Source organism: Frankia torreyi (genome assembly GCF_000948395.1).
Classification (GTDB): Bacteria; Actinomycetota; Actinomycetes; order Frankiales; family Frankiaceae; genus Frankia; species Frankia torreyi.
Window position 1 is genome coordinate 23073 of sequence record NZ_JYFN01000062.1, and the last position, 17670, is coordinate 40742.

The following is a 17670-nucleotide window of genomic DNA, read 5'->3' on the forward strand; positions in this document are numbered from 1 at the left end:
GCGGCGGCCGGGGTGGCGACCCCGGCCGCTTCTGCGTTCTGGGGCCGGTCGCGGCGGCTCATCCGTCGGCCTCGACGAGCAGGCGGCGTAGTGCGGCGACGGGCACGAGGAAGCGGTCACCGTGCTTGATCACCCGGACCGGAAACTGACCGGCGCGGGCAAGCGATCGAGCCTTCGTTGTTCCCATCGACAAGATCGACGCGGCGGTCGGTAGGTCGGTGGTCAGCGGCAACTTGTCCAGGTCGCTGAGCGTCCACTCNCCCCGGCCCGGCCGGATGGCGCTCACGCGGACACCCGCCGGTCAAGCTCGGCGGCTTCCTGCTCGGACAGCCACCTCTCAACCTCGGAACGCCGGTAGCGGACCCGGCCGCCCTCGATGCGAAATCCCCGCGGGCCGACGCCGTGGTGTCGCCACCGTTCGAGGGTTCCGACTGGAACACCGAGGTAGGCGCTGACCGCCGGCTTGTCGAGCAGTTCGTCTTTGTCCACGATCACCTCACAGGCGCCAGCACCCTGGCGCAGAGACGGGCCACTGGTGCCTGACCGTGCCAGACGGTGGGCGCGAATGTCAAGCGCCAGCACCCTGACGCACATTCGCGGTAAGGTCTCGCGCCATGGGCGACACGGACTCAGAGACTCCGACGATCGCGGCCATCGTCGGCAAACACGTCGGTGAGATGCGCCGATCAACCGCTGGTGTGCGGCAAGACGACATCGCCGCTGCCGCTCGAAGACACGGACTACCCTGGGTTCGATCTAGCGTCGGAGCCCTCGAGAGCGGGCAGCGTGACCTCACCGCCGCCGAGTTCATCTTGCTGCCGCTCGTGCTCACGGATGCGCTGGGGAGGCCGATCAGAATCAGCGATCTGATCGACCCCGGCGAGATGGCGGCGCTTTCCCCGACCCTCTCCATGCTGGGGCGGAGCGTCCTCGATGTACTCGCCGCTTCACCGGGTCCTTACAACGTTCGGATAAGCGGCGGCCCCATCACGGGCTACCTGGTGAAGGACAACCAGGGCTCTCGCCTGGTATTCGGAATTGTCCCTACCGAAGCCGAAGCGAAGGCGGCGCGCCGGCTTAAGGTTCCGGCTGTGGTCGTGGCTGAGATCGCGCTAGACCTATGGGGCCGGTCGCTGCCCGAAGAACGGGACCGGGTCGTGTCGGAACGCGAAGACGTGGGGGCTGACCTGGAGCGACTGCGTGCCATGCGCGGGCAGGCAACCAGGCGGCTTGTCGACCAGATAGCCAAGGAAATCCGGAAGCGCGGTACGAGGATAGGCGACGGTGAAGATCAAGACTGAGCGTCGGTGTGGCTGCCGGGATGCCACCGGCCGGAAGTTTCCGCGCGGCGCCTGCCCGGGCCTGGAGCAGCGCGGCCACGGCTCATGGAGCTTCAGGTTTCGTGTTCCGAAGGCGCTCGTGCCCCTCGTCGGAAAGACAGAGATCTCCGACTCCGGGTTCACCACGAAGAAGCTCGCCGAAGACGCCGCGGAGAAGGCCGTCGCTCGGGTCCGTGCCGGTCAGCGGTCCGTCGGCGGCCTGACACTCGGCACGTACCTCACGGACTGGCTCGGGCGGAAGAACCGGCTACGGCCCACCACCCGCAACCGCTATGAGCAGATGATCAGGCTGCACCTAGTGCCGACGCTCGGTGAGATGCCCCTCGTCGCCCTGCGATCCGAGCACATCGACACCGCGCTGAAACGGGCCGTGGTGAACGCCGCGGAGCGGGGGCGGCCCATCGGCCCGGCAACTGTCGGCGACGTGCACGAGCTGTTGAAGACGGCGCTCGGTGACGCCCTCGACCAGCGCATGATCGAGTTCAACCCTGCCGTCGGAGTGGAACTCCCCGAAACGAGCCGGCAGGAAGTCGAACCGTGGGAAGCCGACGAGGTCGGCGCGTTCCTCGACGAGGCGGCCGCCGACCGGCTCGCAGCCATGTACGAACTGATCGGGCTGCACGGCCTTCGCCGCGGTGAAGCGTGCGGGGCGACCTGGTCGGGCCTCGACGAAGAACGTTCCGTGCTGACGATCACGAAGCAGATCGTGAAGAACGACACCGAGTACGGCGTCTGGCCGCCGAAAACCCGCAGCGGACGGCGGAAAGTTGACCTCGACGCTACGACGCTCGGCTCGCTGCTCGCGCACAAGCTGGCCCAGGACGATGAGCGGGAAGAGGTCGGCGCCGGATGGGACAACGGCATCTTGCCCGACGAGCACGGCAAGCCGGTCCAGCTCAAGGATTTGATCTTCACGCATCCGTCCGGCCGGCATCTCGACCCGCAGTACGTGACCCGGCGGATGCAGCAGATCGCCCGGCGGGCCGGGTTGTGCGCGGCGATCCGGGAGGACGCGGCGGTCGGTGAGACCCGGGTGGTGGTGGGGGAGCGGTACCGGGATCCGGTGGGGACGTGGACGCTCTACGTGGACCGTGAACGGGTCGGCGAGGTCACCGTCGTCGAGGTCGAAGGGCTGCGCGGGAAACGGGCCCGGTTGACCCTCGCCGAGCCGCTGCCCGTCGACGTAGGGATCGGCGCGGAGTTGGGACGCGGCCTTCTGTCCCGGCGGCGCCTTCACGATCTGCGCCACGCCTCGGCGTCGATTCAGCTCGCCGAGGGCGTCGACATCGCGCTCGTCTCGAAGCGGCTGGGGCACTCCACGCCGTCAATCACCGCGGCTCTGTACGTTCACCTGCTGCGTTCGACGGGTCAGAAGGCGGCGGAGACGGTGGCTGCGGCGGTGCCTCGCACGGTGCGGCGTGGGCACCCTGCGGGCACCAGCACCGTTGCGGGCACCGCCACTGCGGGGGAGACGGGCGTTTCCGCTGGTACCAAGGGTGTTCGACGCGGCAGGCCACGTGAACGAGGGGCGGAGGCTCCGGGATTTGAACCCGGGAGGGGGTTGAAGCCCCCAACCGCATTAGCAGTGCGGCGCCATAGACCGGACTAGGCGAAGCCTCCCAACGTGCTCGCTCATCATAGCGTCTCCCCTGAGGGTGCCAACGGCCCGGGTGCGGCGCGGGCGGGCGGGATGGATCACAGCCGTTGGCCGGCGGAGTCCACGGAGCTGACGGAGCCCACGGAGTCGGCGCGCTCGGCCGGCGTCGGCTGGTCGGGGAGATCCTCCGCCCCCAGCGCGGCGAGCACCGCGCGGGCGATCTCGCGGCGGCGGGCGTCATCCGCCACCGGCCGGCCGTCGGCCTCCTGGACGTAGAAGGCGTCGACCACGTCGAGCCCGAGCGTGGCGACGATGGCGGTGGCGACGTCGAGCCGTAGCCCGGACAGCGCCCGCACGATCCGGAACAGCACGCCCGCCCGGTCGGGGGCGCGTACCTCGAGGACGGTGGTCGAGCCCAGGCCGTCGTCGAAGATGACCTGTGGTGGGCCGGGGGTGGTCCACTGCTTCGCGCCGGAGTAGTCGTGTTCCCGGGCCGCGAGCCGCTCGGCGATGTCGAGGGTGCCGGCGAGGGCGGCCCGCAGGTCCGCGAGCAGCTTCGCCTCCTCCGGCACCCGGCCGTGCGGGGCGGCGACCGCGGCCTGCAGCAGCGCGCGCCCGCCGGCGCTGCGGGCGGACGCCCGCCGGATGTCGAGCCGGTTGAGCGCGAGGACACCGGCGGTGACGGCCAGCAGCCCGACCTGGTCGGCGCTGACCACGACGATCTCGAACATCCCCTCGTCGGGCAGCGGGTTGACCTGGACGGAGTGCTCCGCGGGCAGGGCGAGCAGGCCGCGCTGGCGGTCGTCCAGCCGCGGCGGGCAGGGCACCCGCTCGCCGCCGAGCAGCGCCCGGGAGCGTTCGACCAGGTCGTTGATGAGGCGTGCCTTCCAGGCGTTCCACGCGGTCGGCCCGGTGGCCCGAGAGTCGGCCTCGGTCAGGCGGTGCAGCAGGGTGAGGATCCGGTCGCTGCCGGCGGCGGTGGCGACGGCCTGGATGGTCGCGAGATCGTCGATGTCGCGTCGGGTGGCCGTCTCGCCGAGCAGCAGGTGGTGGCGGATCATCGCCACGAGCACGTCGACGTCCTCGGTGGGCAGGCCGAGCCGGGGGCCGATCAGCCGGATCTGCTCGATGCCGGCGTCGGTGTGGTCGCCGGGGAAGCCCTTGCCGATGTCGTGCAGCAGCGCGCCGAGCAGCAGCAGGTCGGGACGGTCCACGTCGCGGGTGAACGCGGCGGCGCGGGCGGCGGTCTCCATCAGGTGCCGGTCGACGGTGTAGCGGTGGTAGGGGTTGCGCTGCGGGCGGCTGCGCACGGCGGCCCACTCGGGCAGCAGCCGGACCAGCAGACCCACCTGGTCGAGGGATTCGAGCACGCCGACGGCGGCGTCGCCCGTGGCGAGCAGGGCGACCAGCGCGTCGCGTGCGGCGGGCGGCCACGGCTGCGGCATCGCCGGCGCCTCTGCGGCGAGCCGGTCGACGGCGTAGCGGCCCAGCGGCAGCCCGGTGCGGGCGGCGGCCGCGGCGACGCGCAGCACGAGGACCGGGTCCTTCGCCGGTTCGACGTCGAGGGCGAGCTGGATCTCGCCGCCCTGGTCGATCACCCCCTCGTCCAGGGGGCGGCGGACGGGACGCCGGCCGCGCCAGCGGGAGGTGTTGCGCAGCCCGGCGGCGGTGCGGTACCAGGTCGCGTCCCAGGCCCAGGAGATCGTCCGGCCGGCGTCGGCGACGGCGTGGGCGAGGGCCATCGAGTCGGGGTAGCCGAGCGCGGTGGCGACCGCCGTGCCGTCCTGGAGCAGCAGCCGGTCCTGCGGGCGGCCGGCGCTGAGCCGGCGGATCTCGCCGCGGGCGTCGAGCAGCACCTCGGCGGCGGCAAGCACCCGGTCGGAGGGGACCTCCGCGACCCAGGCCGCGGCGAGGGCGTGCAGGGCATGCACGTCGCGCAGCCCGCCGCGGGACTCCTTGAGGTCCGGTTCGAGCAGGAAGGCCACCTCGCCGAGGCGGGCGGCGCGCTCGGCCACGGCGGCGGCGAGATCGGGCAGCCGCTTCGGGGCGCGGGTGCGCCAGCGGGAACGGGCGCGGCGGGCGAGATCGGTGGTCAGCGCCGCGTCGCCCGCGACATGGCGGGCGTCGAGCAGGCCGAGCGCGGCCTTCAGATCGTCGTCCGCCACCGTGATCGCCTCGTCGACGGTGCGCACGCTGTGGTCGAGGCCGACGCCCGCGTCCCACAGTGGATACCAGACGGCGTCGGCGAGGGCGGCGATGTTCTGATGGGCGCCGTCGTGGAGGAGGACCAGGTCGAGGTCGCTGCCGAACGCCGGCTCCGCCCGGCCGTAGCCGCCGACGGCGACGAGGGCGACCCCGGGGCCGGGATCGCCCAACAGGTCGGTCAGGGCCGCGTCGGCCAGGTCGGTGAGAAGGCGGCGCAGCGTCGGCCCGGTGGCCGTGGGCAGCCGCTCGGCGCGTCCCCTGAGGATCTCCAGACGGTCCTTCATGGCTCTGTCCTCCTCCGGCACCGGCCGCTCCAACGGACTCGGCCCGCGCGGGCCGGGCCGCCACATGGCGCGGCACCGCGTCGATGATCGCGCGGTGCCGCCTCATGTGGTCGAGCGAGGAGGGAACGCCCGGGCTGGGGCCCGGAGCGTCCGCGACCTCTGGTGCTACCTGCGTGGTGCGGTTGCCGGGTGGGTGGTGCGTGGGGAGCATGGCGTGGCGCCCTGGAGCCGCCACGTGGTGCTACAGCGCGTCGGTGCCTCGCTCGCCGGTGCGCACCCGGACCACGGAGTCGACCGGGACGACCCAGATCTTGCCATCGCCGATCTTGCCGGTCTGCGCGGCCGTCGCGATTGCCGCGACCAGGTCGTCGGCGGCCTCGTCGGTCACGACGACCTCGATCTTGATCTTCGGAACAAAATCGATCTTGTACTCCGCGCCGCGGTAGACCTCCGTGTGGCCCTTCTGTCGGCCGTAGCCCTGGACCTCGGAGATCGTCAAGCCGTGCACGCCCAGGTTCTCCAGCGCCGCCTTCACATCGTCGACTTTGAAGGGCTTGATGACGGCGGTGACGAGCTTGGTCATGCCTGGGCCTCCTCAGGCACCTTGACGGGGGTGACGCTGGTGGAAAGCGAACCGCCGCCACCGATGGAGGTGAACCGGTATGCCGTCTCACCGTGCAGCGCCTCGTCCATGCCGGTGATCTGGTCCTCGTCGCTCAGCTTCAGCCCGATCGTGTACTTGATCGCAAGGGCGATGATCGCCGTCACGACGGCCGAGTATCCCAGCGTCGCGCCGACGGCCAAAGCCTGCTCGCCGAGCACGCTCCACGGACCGCCGTAGAAAATGCCGTCGTGGCCCGCCGAGTTGGTGTCCACGGTGGCGAAGAAACCGGTGAGCAGAGCGCCGAGCACACCGCCGACGAGGTGGACCGCACCGACGTCGAGCGAGTCGTCGATGCCGACCTTGCCCTTGATCGAGGTGGCCAGCGCGCAGACGACGCCGGCGAGGCCGCCGACCGCGATGGAACCCATCGGGGAGACGAAACCACAGGCCGGGGTGATGGCGACCAGGCCGGCGACCGCGCCGGACGCGGCACCCAGCGTGGTGGCCTTGCCGTCCCGGATCTTCTCGATCGCGAGCCAGCCGAGGATCGCCACGCCGGTCGCGATCTGGGTGTTGAGCAGGGCGAACCCGGCGAGCTTGTTCGAGCCCAGCGCCGAACCGGCGTTGAACCCGAACCAGCCGACCCACAGGATGCCGGTGCCGAGCAGGACGAACGGCACGTTGTGGGGGCGGAAGTCCCCGGTCGGCCAGCCGGCCCGCTTGCCCAGCACCAGGGCCAGCACGATGGCGGCGATACCGGCGTTGGCGTGGACGACCGTGCCACCCGCGAAGTCCATCGCACCGCGCTTGTACAGCCAGCCGCTGGTCGACCACACCCAGTGGGCGATCGGCGAGTAGACCAGCACCGACCACAGCGGCACGAAGACCGCGAAGGCGCTGAACTTCATGCGGTCGGCGACGGAACCGGTGATGAGCGCGGGAGTGATGATCGCGAACATGAGCTGGAAGGCCACGAACACGACATACGGGATATTATTGTCGCCCTCGGACAGGTGCTGCAGCGCGAAGAAGTGGAATCCGCCCCAGAAGCCGTTGCCCGCACCGAAGGCGACGCTGAAGCCCACCACCGACCACACGAGCGTGACGATGCCGATGCAGAAGAAGTTCTGCATGATCATGCCGAGGACGTTCTTTGCCCGGACCATGCCGCCGTAGAAGAACGCCAGTCCGGGCGTCATAAACAGCACGATCGCGGAACTGATGAGCATCCATGCGGTATCGCCCGTATCCATTTTGACCATGTCTCTCCTGTCATCCCCCCGCGCGGTGCGCGGACTGCGCTCACCCGGTCCCCGGCCACGCTGCGTTCGTCCCGGATCCTCGGGTCCGAAGAGTCGATAGGATCTGTTCCCGACCTGTGTCTTAGCTGTTTCTGGTGTGTGAAATCGCTAAATTGGGCGGCCTGTGGCCCGTTTTGGTCGCCTAGCAGTGGGCGTGCGGAGACTCTCCGACCGGATCGGCGTGCTTCCGTGACTGTATAACTGCGTACAGTTACCGTCCGGCGGTGTGAGCAGTGTCCCTACGGAGGGCTGGCATAGCGTCGGCGAACCGGACCCCGAGACCCGCCACCCCAGCGCCGCCGGCCGGCGCGTCCCGATCGACCCGATTGGCGTCACTGATCTCGGCGGATACGCCGAGCCGGTCCTGCCCATCCCCAGACAACGACCGGGCCCGCCAAGCACGCGCCGCGGCAGCCCGAAAGTCGCAGCGGGCAAAGTAGCCCGCGACAACGTGGCAGGCTCGAAAGTCGCAGGCCTCTTTGTCCTTGGCCTGGCCGGCATTCTGTTTGCCGGCTCCGCGACGATCGGCGGCCCCGCGGGCTCTGCCTGGGCGGTGCCTGCATCGTCGGCCGCTCGACCGACGTCGCAGAGCCTCGCCGACATTCAAGCCGAAATCGGACGTACACGCTCAAAGCTTGACGAATCGGCTCAGCAGGCGGCGAGTGCCGCCGAGGCCTTCAACGCCGGACGGATCCGGCTCGCCGAGGCCGAGCGGGCCGCCAAGGACGCCGCCACCAGGGTCGACCGGGCCGACCGGGCGGTGCGCGGGGCTGCGGATCAGCATCGGGGCCTCGCCGTGTCGGCGGACCGGGCGGGGGGCTTCGCCCAGGTGTCCCTGCTGCTGACCGGCGATCCCCGCCGTGCCCTGGACCGGGCGGGCGCCGTCGACGCCCTGGCTCGTCGGCAGCGGGTTGCGGACACCGGCCTGCGGCTGGCTCGCCGGGATCTCACCGAGGCCCGGCGAGGTGCCGATGCGGCCCTCGCCGACAAGAAGAAGATCATCGCGGATCTCGCCGAGCGCAAGCGGACCATCGAGGCTGCGGCCGACGAGCAGCACGGGCTGTTGCAGCGGCTGGAGTCGCGCTACGCCGAGCTGGAACGGCAGGCCAAGGCTCGGCAGGCGGCCGCTGCGCGGGCCTGGCAGGCGGCGGCGGCCGCCGCGGCGGCGCAGGCGGCCCGCCAGGCGGCGGCAGAGCGGGTCCGCTACGGGCAGGAGTCCGGGGTGGCCGCAGCGGCGGGCCGAGCCTTCGCCGCGGCTCCGCTCACCGCTGCGGCGGCCGCGCCGGTGCGTGGCGGCGGTGGGGCGGCGACCGCGGTGCGGGAGGCCTACGCGCAGCTCGGGAAGCCCTACGTGTGGGGGGCGGAGGGGCCGGCAACCTTCGACTGCTCCGGGCTGACCCAGTGGGTCTGGGGGAAGGCGGGCGTCGCTCTCAGCCACTACACCGGATCGCAGTGGGACGAGGGGCGTCGGGTGAGCCGCGCCGCCCTGAAGGCCGGGGACCTCGTGTTCTTCCATCCGGATCTCGGCCACGTCGGGATCTATGTGGGGAACGGAAAGATGATCCACGCTCCCCGTACCGGCGAGGTGGTTCGGGTGGAGAACGTCTGGTGGACGAGCTTCCAGGGAGGCATCCGGCCGGGAGCCTGACGCCGGCCACCCGGGGGATGGGTGGCCGGCAGGTGCGACGTCGGGAGGGCGCGGCGAGGTCAGCGGTCCACGTAGACGAGGGCCGCCGTGCTGCGACTGATCTCCGTGTCGCTCTGGCCGTTCGGGGAGACGACGTGGATCAGGTCGCCGCGGGAGCCCGGCATGATCTGGGCACCGGGCACGATCGCGGCGTCCTGCAGCCGACGCATGGCGCCCTCATCGGTCTGCAGCCGTTCGGAGATCCAGCTCACCGTCACCGGCCGGCTGCCGTCCGCGGCGGCCCGGTCGGCGGAAGCCAACAGGCTGACGGGCGCGGAGGCGGGCCGTGGCGTGTCGCTGCGCTGGGCGGGCGGAATCTCGTTACCGAACGGGCAACGCTTCGGATCGCCGAGCAGGACGGTGAGCCGGGCCTCGACCTCGTCGGAGATCACATGCTCCCAGCGGCACGCCTCGTTGTGCACCAAGGCCCAGTCGAGCCCGATGACCTTGGTGAGCAGCAGCTCGGCCAGCCGGTGCTTGCGCATGACGGCCGTGGCCCGCAGCAGACCCTTCTCGGTGAACTGGACGGTCCGGTCGTCGGCGAGGGAGACCAGTCCCTCGTTGGCCAGACGAGCGGTCGACTCGCTGGCGGCAGGCGCGCTCACGTGCAACCGCTCCACCAGGCGCGCGCGTAGCGGGGGGATGCCCTCTTCCCTTAGTTCATACAGGGTGCGGAGGTACATCTCGGTACTGTCGATCAGTCCAGTCACCGGTCTCCTTCGTCCCTTCCAGGGTACGCCCCGTCCTCAGGGTGCAAGGGCCATGCGTCCCGTATATGCCGTGTCCCCCGGACAGTTTCCCGTGCGGACCCGACCCGCCGACGCGCCGGTCCGGCGGCTGTCGGCCGGCCGCCGCCGGACGGGGGCTCACCCGCCCGGGACGTCGGCGGTGACCGCACTAGAATCGACGTCATGAGCACGACTCAGATCGCACCTGAGACGTCGGACACCCGCGCGGACGAGGGCGACGACCACTCCCACTACGCCCGCCGGGAGGAGATCGTCCGCGCGTCCATCGAAGGCGGTCGGGTCACCGCACTCTGCGGCTACAAGTTCGAACCCGTCCGGGATCCCTCGCGGTTCCCGATCTGCCCGAAGTGCAAGGAGCTCGTCGAGATGGCCCAGCAGCTCGGTTGACGGGCGCGCCGCGCGACGCGGACGAAGCGGAAGAATCGGGACGGACTTCCGATCTCGCGGGGAAGACCGCGGTCGTGATGCGTCACCCTGTCGTCGGCCTCCCGTCGGCGGCCGTACGATCGCCCATGGCGTCGATCCGATGCCCCGTCCGCCCCAGTAGCTCAGTGGATAGAGCGACCGCCTCCTAAGCGGTAGGCCGTAGGTCCGATTCCTACCTGGGGCACGTACAGCATCCACGCGGCGTGGATGCTCAGTGGGTGCTGTATGCGCTCCGGGGGTGTCGGCGGTCACTTCTGCCAGATCGGCAACCTTGTCGAGGTCCATCACCGGAATCTTGATCATCATGTGTACCTCCTGCCTTTCGTGATCGAGGTGGACGGTGAGCTGAGTGATCTCGTAGAGGCGTCGCTGCAACGCTTCCGGCGCCTGGCGGAGCTTGAGATGTAGCTCAGGTAGGGCGTCGAGGAGGGTGAGGCTGTCCGGGCCTGGCCGGTCGGGTTCGGCGTCGTCCGCCGTGTCGAGATCTTTGATCTTCCCGAGGGTGGTCTTGCGTTCCGTGTCGAGCTGGTTGTAGCTGCTGCGTAGTCCCTGGGTGAACGGGTCGTCGGGGTCGCCGTCCTGCGCTTGCCGGAGCAGGTTGTCCTGCCTGCGACTGAGATCGTCGATCTTCTTGTGGAGTCTGTCTCGTTCGGCTGCTCGATCCCTCGCGGCTCGGTCGTCGTAGGTCGCGAGTTCGGCAGTCAGGAGGGCGACTCGGTTCCGCCCGAAGACGCGCTCGGTGTAGAAGTCAACGACTGCGGCTTCGAGGATGTCTTCGCGGATGCGGACGCTCTTGGGGTGTCCGGCGAACTTGTCGTCACGGCCTCGGTTGTTCGCCCGGGGCCAGCACATGTACCAGACGGATGTGCTGGGTTCGCGGACGGTCCCGAACATCCGCCGCCCGCACGTGCAGTGGATCATGCCCCGGAACACGTAGGTCCGTTTGGTCGCGGGGTGGCGGTTGAGATCGTTGCGCTCGCGGGAGCCACGTCGGGTCTGCCGGTTGGCGTTGAACTCGTCGAACATCCACTTCGGGATCAAGGGTTCGTGGACGGGTTCGGATGACCACACCCACTTCTCCGGCCCGTTGACCGCCCCCTGCCGGGACCGACTCGCCCGCCGGTTGAACACCTGATAGCCGGTGTACTTGGGGTTACGCAGCAGATCGGCCACCGTGGACTTCGCCCATGCCCCTCGCGCCCGATAGGCCCCACCGACCGGCTCGGGCGGGGGATAGCGCTCCAGATTGGCGTTGAGCTGCTCGGCGATCGCCCCATAGCCAAGCCCGCGGTAGTAGCGCCAGTGCGCGATCTGCGTGACTGTCTCCCCCCGCGCCCCGTCGGGTTCGAGGCGGGTCTTGGTCGCCCCCCGGTCGGCCTTCACCGAATTCGGGTGCCGGTAGCTCTTGGCCCGGTAGCCGTAGGGCGGTTTGCCGATGTTCCAGCCGTCGCGGACGTGGGTGCACAGCCCACCCCAGCTGCTTTCGAGGGTGTTCCAGACCTCGTACTCGGCGACGGACTGGTTGATCCTCCGTTGCAGGATCGCGGAGGCCCGCGGCCCGTCGACCTTGATTGGTTCGTTCCACGCCAGCAGCGCCACGCCGGCCTGTTCGAGCTGACGTTCGATCGAGAGGTTCTCGAACATCCGCCGGGCGATCCGCGACATCGACTCGCAGATCACCGCATCGAACCGGCAGTTCGGATGCTCCGCCTCGGCCAGCAGGTCGTCGATCCCGCCGTCGCGGGGGATCGGGATGTCGAACCGGGACACGTCCGCGCCGTGGCCGCGCTGATCGAGGTCCTTGCGGCCCGACTCCACGTCGTAGAAGTGGGCGACGATCACCCACGACTCCGGCAGCGCGGACTTCGCCCGGTCCAGCTGGCGGATCAACGACTGGCGGGGGTCCTGCTGCTCCTCGGTCGAGGTCCGCCCAGCGAACGCGACCCGGACCTCCCGCTCCAGCCGTGCCAGCGGCATCGCGAACGGCGACACCGCCAGATCCGACAACCCGCGCAGCGCCGGGTTCGCTGGATCCGTCGCCCGGGTCGCCGGCCCGGGTCCAGGGCGGCCCGGTCCGGCCGTCCGAGACGGTCGGCCAGAATCGTTCATGCTGCCTCCTCATCCGATTCGTTGCCGGTGGCCTCGCCGGCGGCCCAGAGCAGAAGATCCCGGATCACGTCCGCCAACTCGGCCCGGATCCGGTCGGCCTCCGGACCACTGATCGTCTCGACCTCGCCGTGGAACACCCACCGCCGGCCCGGCCTGCCCTCCGACGGGGGTCGCAGCCCGACAACCCGCGCGTCCTGTGCCTCGGGCCGCTCCCCCACCGACCCGTGAGGGTCTTCTCCGTCCGGGGCCCCGCCCGGCGGGGAGGACTGTCCGATCTGGCCAGGGTGGGCAGTGTCGCGCTGGGCGATCGGCGGCCCGCCGCCGCCGTCGTCGTCCGGGTTGTCGAGGGGAGCGGGGGTGCCAGCAGCCGTCACAGAGCCTCCAGACGTCGAGAGAAAGGACGTGGCAGAGGCAGCGGAGGCCAAGATCGGGCAGCCGCTCCCAGCAGGGCACGGGGCAGTATCCGGCTCATCGACAACAAAGGTAACACCCGGACGGGCCGCAATGGAACCCAACAAACACGGGAAATGCTCCGATCCGGGAATGGATCGCGGGCACAGCACCGCCCCGGCCGAGTCAGGATTCCCGTCTACGGTGGAGGCGGAGAACCGACCGGGAAAAGAGCCGGGTCCGGACCCGGACTCGCCCCCCGAGCCCCTGCCGACCGGCGGCGGATCGGCCGGCGTCGGCGGCGAAGGGACGGCGCGCAGGCCGCCTGGCTGCGGTGCCGCAGGGGATGTTGGGCGCGCGGGGCGCGACGGGTGGGGCGAGTCGGCATGGTCGGGGTGAGCGTGGGCCGGGTCGGTCACGAGGCGGGCCTCCTTCCGCGCGGCACGGAACGCCGCTATAGAGGAATCCGGTTTTTGGACCCGTTTTTGCCAGCAGATCTTCAGAGTTGTGCAAGCGTTGTTCGATCGACAGCGCAGCGCCCGGGGGCGGCAGAGTGCGGGCGCCACCATTTCCGCAGTCCGGGTAGTAAAAATGGGGCACGCCCATCGGGGGACCAGGTTTCGAGATCGAAATGTGCTCTGACGTGCATTCACGGCGGAAAATAGTGCGCATGAACTAGTCCAATCGAATGATGATCGCCAGGCGCGGTAACCAGCCCGCTCCGAAGATCGCTCACACGCCAGACCGCCGCCGCGCGGCTCTGGGCCCGCGCGGGGATGACCGACCGGCCGGCGCCGATCACCCCGCACCGCGCGGAGCGACCGTCGGGACCGGCCGCCAAGTCGGCAGGGTCCCGCCCGGCCGGCACGCGATCCGCACGACGAGCGAGGCGCGTGTGCCAGCCCAGAGCCCGGAGCGCCGCGGAGGCGACGATCAGCCTGGAGGCACTGCAAGGGTCACCAGCGCGGCGCCGCACTGTGGCGTCAGCCGTTCGTGGAAAAAGGGGCGCGTCTCATCGGACATTGCCGGGTGTCCTTTCCGATGCCACCGAATTTCGGGCGGATCCAAGGACACCACATCGAGCACAGCGAACAGACAGCACGATCTTCCACGCCATGCCCAACAAAGATCGCTGGGCAGCCAGTGGCACAGCGGCCCCATGCAGCCACGCCCACCCACCAGCGGCAGACTCCGACCGGCCCAGCGACGCTCTGACCTGCGACGCTGTGACACCACCAACAGTGCACAGCCGCCGCTGGCACGGTGCCAGCGGCCCGCGAGGCAGACCCTGACTGACACCTCCCGAAAAATCTTGGAAAAGACTTCGTACTCACCGCACAAGCGCCGGCCGCGACATGCCAGCGATCAATAGTCCAACCGGAATATTGATCGCTGGCAGCGAAAACAAGGCACACCCGAACTGGCAGAGGCGCGCCCAGCAGACGGGACGTCCCTTTCCCAGCAGTGGAAACGCCGCATCCTCAAAAGGCAGCCCGCGATACCCCCAGGACCGCGCCACCGGGCACCGCGCCGGCCACACGGCGGCCCATCCGAGGGGTTGCCCATCCGCCGAAGCGATCGGCGAGTGCCCTTACCCAAAGAACGGCGCCAGCGCCGCCCCGACCGTCCAGCGGGGCACAACCCGGCCCGCACCGATCCGTCGACCCAAGGTCCGGGTCCGGACCCGGACCGGTCAGCAACCCGACCCATCCGCCCTCCGACCGGACACCAACCCGACCACGGCCCACGCCCGACCGGCGCGGCGCGACCCAGCGGCACGCCAGGCGGAACCAGCAGACCCGCGCGGCGCGGCGGAACCAGATGGCCCTGCCAGGAGCCGAGCTCGGCCAGCGGGGGCCGGCCGAGCCGGCGGAACCGGACCGGCGCGGCGCGTCGGCGGGAGCCGGCCAGACCAGCGAAGCCCGGCGGAACCGGACGGCACGCACCCGGCGCCCAGAATCGGCCGGAGAGCAAGGAAGGCAGGCGGGTAGGAAGGTGGGCGGGTAGGAGGGCGGGCGGGTCGAAGCGAACCGGCGCGGCCCGCGGAGCCGACAAGCCGGCGCGGGCGCAACCGGCTCGACCTGACGGAACCCCGGCGGAGCCCAGCGCGACCGGCGGAGCCCAGCGCGACCGGCGGAGCCCAGCGCNCCGGCGGAGCCCAGCGCGACCGGCGGAGCCCAGCGCGACCGGCGGAGCCCAGCGCCACCGGCGCGGCCCAGCACGACCAGTGAAGCGGCGGGATCGCTGGTGAAATGGGCGGAGCCTCCGAGCGTTTGCGCTCGGAGGCTCCGTGAGGGTGAGGGACGGTGTCAGTCTTCGGGCTCGGGAGTGCACTTCGTCGGTCGGTCGCGGTGGGCGAAGTCATCGCGGATGGCGTCGCAGCGTGCCGACAGTTCGCGGGCTTCCGCGCGGGCAGCGTCTCGAATCCTGCGTTGCGGACGGCCGGATCCGTACTTGCCGCCGTACGTCTGCTGAGCCACGGTCGAGAACACACCGGCGCGGCCGAGGTCATCGGCACCGTTCGCCACGTCCATGATCTTGCGAAGCGTGGGGAAGTCGCTGCCATCGCCCCACGCTGACGCGAAGATCACATCTGCCATGCTCGCGAAGTAGGTGGCGGAGGCCAGATACCGGGCGCGCTGCTCGGCCGCTTCCGGTGTCGTGGCCTCAGACGTGGGCTTGGGGGTTCCGTAGCCGTTGCGCCGTGCCGCGTCCTTTACAGCCCACTTGCGGATCAGGGCACGGTCCGCGAGGAACATCTCTCCATCCTGCGGCCGGTACTGCCACCGGTCAGGCTCACGGGTCGCCACGTCGACCGACGCGACCACACAGCTACGGATGATCGCACCGAGCCGCCGGGCGTAGATCAGTACCGCGTCCTGGGCGACGTCGTCCGACACGTCGTCGTGGCCGTAGCTCCCGTACCCGTCGCGCGCGATCGTGGCCGAACCGTCGGCACGCTTGCGCGACCGGGACGCGTCGAGTTTCCAGCAGTACCGGCGTGCGGACTCGACGATCGCGGACCAGTCCGCTTCGGTCACCCGCGCCATGTCCTCCGCCGTGACCGCCTCACCGGCCACGGTCGAAGGAATGTCCCGCGAAAAGACAGGGGAAATGAAGGCATGCGACATGAAAAGGCTCCATGCGAGAGAGGGATTTAGCGCCGCGCGCCGGGCGCAACGCGCCGATATCTAATAGTCCCTCCCGCGCGCCCGGAAATCAATACTTCCGGGCGCCGAATTCTGCCTTTCTGGCGATCCTTTCCAGCTGTGTTTCCGCAGGTCGGAGGCCATTTCTCGGAGAGTGGTGACAGTGACGGGAAAGCCAAAGAAAACCCTGCCGCCGGTGCAGAAGAAAGAAAGACAAAAGCCAAACCCCCACAAGTAACCCTAAGAAAACACCATTAAATTCCCGAAGAATGCAGCACTGATCCGGCGCCGTTCAGTCAAACTTCCAGCGAGGCCCGCCATTCCCCGTCCCGATTATCTCCCCGACTTCGCGGGGGACTCAGTCGGGCTGTTTTTGGGTAGTGCCAGCAGGCCGGTGACCTGCACCAGCGCACCCGGGTGGGGTAGCACCTCAAATGGGGTACCGAAATGGCTAGCCGACGGGTCCACCGATGGGCAGGGGGTATGCCTGTAGGGGTCGGTTCATGATGGGCAGCGGCCACTGAGGCTGATCACTGCACGAGCAGCGGGAGACAGGTTCCCTAAGTGGGCGTTCAATCCCGCAGGTTTCGNTTGATTCGGATTCATGCTTCTCGCCAGGTTGGGGTTGATTCGCCGGTGGCGCGTCGGGCCATGAGATCGATCATCGCAAGGTGGATCATGGCTTCGGAACGGGTGGGTCGGGTCTCGTAGTCGCGGGCGAGGCGGCGGTAGGACATGAGCCAGCCGAAGGTCCGCTCCACAATCCAACGGCGGGGAAGAGGAAAGAATCCCTTGGTTGCGGGGTCGCGGCGGACGGTTTCGATATCGATGCCCAGCCGGGCGGCGTGGTCGATGACGGTGGTGCGGTAGGCGCTGTCGGCCCAGCCTTTGCGGATGGTCGGGTGAGCGGTGGCGACAGTGGTCAGCAAAGGCAGGCAGGCGGGCCCGTCGGGCACACTGGCGGCGGTGACCAGCACGGTGAGCAGCAGCCCGAGGGTGTCGACGATAATGGTCCGTTTCCGTCCTACGATCTTCTTGCCGGCGTCGGTGCCCTGCGTGGCAGCCGGAACGGTGGGGGCGGTCTTGACGCTCTGGGAGTCGATCACGCAGGCGGTGGGTTCGGGATCGTGGCCCGCGGCGGTGCGGGCATGCTGGCGGGTCAGGGTGGCGAGCTGGTCGAGGACGCCGTCGTCGTGCCAGTGAGCGAAGTAGCCGTAGACGGTCTCCCAGGGCGGGTAGTCGTGTGGGAGGTAGCGCCAGGGGATACCAGTCCGGTCGACGTACAGGATGGCATTGAGGATGCTGCGTAGATCGTGCGCCGGGGGGCGGCCGATGGTCAGGCCTTTCTTATGGCGTTCGGCGCGCCAGGCGGTCAGCGTGGNTTCGACCAGCCGCCACCGGGCGTCGGACAGGTCGCTGGGGTAGTGCCGCTGCTTGGTCATGTCTGCGGCGTACCGCATCCTGCCGATGGCTATCCTCGGAATCCACGCCCGAAGTGTCACCGGCGAAGGCCACGGAACAGGAGACTGCGGGATAACACAGGATCTTCTATCGCGAACGCGACGCCCTCATAGCTGTCTTATCGGGTAGAGTGGAGTACACTCGACGCAGATTTCCTGAAATCATGACGGAGTGTGGCTGCCAGCCGGGGTATGAAACGGCGGGAAACCCCGGAACAGAACCAAACATCCTCTAAGAGGTTGTCTCGTGTGGGGCTGCGCCGGGTATATACCCGATCATGGATGTGATGGAGAACAGCCTCGCTCAGCGGCTGGTCCCGGATGATCTGTGGGAGCTGGTGGAACCGTTGCTGCCCCGGTTCGAGTCCC

At 69.5% G+C, this 17670-nt stretch carries 13 protein-coding genes, 2 tRNA genes and 3 pseudogenes; 5 read left to right on the forward strand and 13 right to left on the reverse strand.

Annotation, left to right across the window (positions count from 1 at the left end):
* Positions 1-58: 58 nt before the first annotated feature.
* A partial coding sequence (locus tag FF36_RS26040; protein WP_242422868.1) for a hypothetical protein occupies positions 59-259 on the reverse strand: 201 nt, incomplete at its 5' end.
* 23 nt (positions 260-282) lie between these two features.
* Complete coding sequence (locus tag FF36_RS26045) at positions 283-489, reverse strand: helix-turn-helix transcriptional regulator (protein ID WP_044887826.1); 207 nt, start codon at positions 487-489, stop codon at positions 283-285.
* A 125-nt stretch (positions 490-614) separates the two neighbouring features.
* Between FF36_RS26045 and FF36_RS26050 the strand changes: the two genes are divergently transcribed.
* Together FF36_RS26050 and FF36_RS39050 are read left to right on the forward strand one after the other, a co-directional pair.
* Positions 615-1301, forward strand: coding sequence for a hypothetical protein (locus FF36_RS26050; protein ID WP_044887827.1), 687 nt, complete (start codon positions 615-617; stop codon positions 1299-1301).
* A 118-nt stretch (positions 1302-1419) separates the two neighbouring features.
* Positions 1420-1638 (forward strand): annotated as a pseudogene (locus FF36_RS39050) (tyrosine-type recombinase/integrase); the annotation flags it as partial.
* Here FF36_RS39050 and FF36_RS39055 read toward each other — a convergent pair.
* The 5 genes from FF36_RS39055 to FF36_RS26075 form a co-directional block, all read right to left on the reverse strand.
* Positions 1636-2274 (reverse strand): hypothetical protein, encoded by a 639-nt coding sequence (locus FF36_RS39055; RefSeq protein WP_242419646.1) that lies wholly within the window; start codon positions 2272-2274, stop codon positions 1636-1638. The pseudogene FF36_RS39050 and the gene FF36_RS39055 overlap by 3 nt on opposite strands.
* A 595-nt stretch (positions 2275-2869) precedes the next feature.
* Positions 2870-2960 (reverse strand) — tRNA-Ser (locus tag FF36_RS26060).
* Positions 2961-3035: 75 nt separating this feature from the next.
* Positions 3036-5426: a [protein-PII] uridylyltransferase gene (locus FF36_RS26065; protein ID WP_044887829.1), complete on the reverse strand. Its 2391-nt coding sequence runs from the start codon at positions 5424-5426 to the stop codon at positions 3036-3038.
* Between the two features lie 241 nt (positions 5427-5667).
* Positions 5668-6009 (reverse strand): P-II family nitrogen regulator, encoded by a 342-nt coding sequence (locus FF36_RS26070; RefSeq protein ID WP_044887830.1) that lies wholly within the window; start codon positions 6007-6009, stop codon positions 5668-5670.
* The gene (locus FF36_RS26075) at positions 6006-7292 is read right to left on the reverse strand and encodes an ammonium transporter (protein ID WP_044887831.1); all 1287 of its coding nucleotides are present in this window, start codon (positions 7290-7292) and stop codon (positions 6006-6008) included. The genes FF36_RS26070 and FF36_RS26075 overlap by 4 nt, the downstream gene beginning before the upstream one ends.
* Before the next feature lie 592 nt (positions 7293-7884).
* On the opposite strand from FF36_RS26075, the gene FF36_RS26080 reads away from it, so the two are divergent.
* Positions 7885-8979: a C40 family peptidase gene (locus FF36_RS26080; RefSeq protein WP_242419645.1), complete on the forward strand. Its 1095-nt coding sequence runs from the start codon at positions 7885-7887 to the stop codon at positions 8977-8979.
* A 59-nt stretch (positions 8980-9038) separates the two neighbouring features.
* Here the strand turns inward: FF36_RS26080 and FF36_RS26085 are convergent, their stop codons facing one another.
* On the reverse strand, positions 9039-9728 hold the full coding sequence (locus FF36_RS26085; protein WP_044887833.1) for a metal-dependent transcriptional regulator: 690 nt from the start codon (positions 9726-9728) through the stop codon (positions 9039-9041).
* Positions 9729-9929: 201 nt separating this feature from the next.
* On the opposite strand from FF36_RS26085, the gene FF36_RS26090 reads away from it, so the two are divergent.
* Positions 9930-10154: a DUF3039 domain-containing protein gene (locus tag FF36_RS26090; protein ID WP_044887834.1), complete on the forward strand. Its 225-nt coding sequence runs from the start codon at positions 9930-9932 to the stop codon at positions 10152-10154.
* Between the two features lie 150 nt (positions 10155-10304).
* Positions 10305-10377 (forward strand) — tRNA-Arg (locus FF36_RS26095).
* 572 nt (positions 10378-10949) lie between these two features.
* Here FF36_RS26095 and FF36_RS39065 read toward each other — a convergent pair.
* From FF36_RS39065 to FF36_RS40155, 5 genes and pseudogenes are all read right to left on the reverse strand, one after another.
* A pseudogene (locus FF36_RS39065) lies at positions 10950-12302 on the reverse strand (recombinase family protein); the annotation flags it as partial.
* Complete coding sequence (locus FF36_RS26110; RefSeq protein WP_044887837.1) at positions 12299-12676, reverse strand: hypothetical protein; 378 nt, start codon at positions 12674-12676, stop codon at positions 12299-12301. The pseudogene FF36_RS39065 and the gene FF36_RS26110, both read right to left, overlap by 4 nt.
* A gap of 2325 nt (positions 12677-15001) precedes the next feature.
* The gene (locus FF36_RS26115; RefSeq protein WP_044887838.1) at positions 15002-15823 is read right to left on the reverse strand and encodes a hypothetical protein; all 822 of its coding nucleotides are present in this window, start codon (positions 15821-15823) and stop codon (positions 15002-15004) included.
* Between the two features lie 620 nt (positions 15824-16443).
* Positions 16444-17222, reverse strand: a 779-nt coding sequence (locus FF36_RS26120; protein ID WP_242422869.1) for an IS5 family transposase, incomplete at its 5' end; no start/stop codon positions are given.
* A gap of 1 nt (position 17223) precedes the next feature.
* Positions 17224-17283, reverse strand: a pseudogene (locus tag FF36_RS40155) (hypothetical protein); the annotation flags it as partial.
* Positions 17284-17670: the final 387 nt, after the last annotated feature.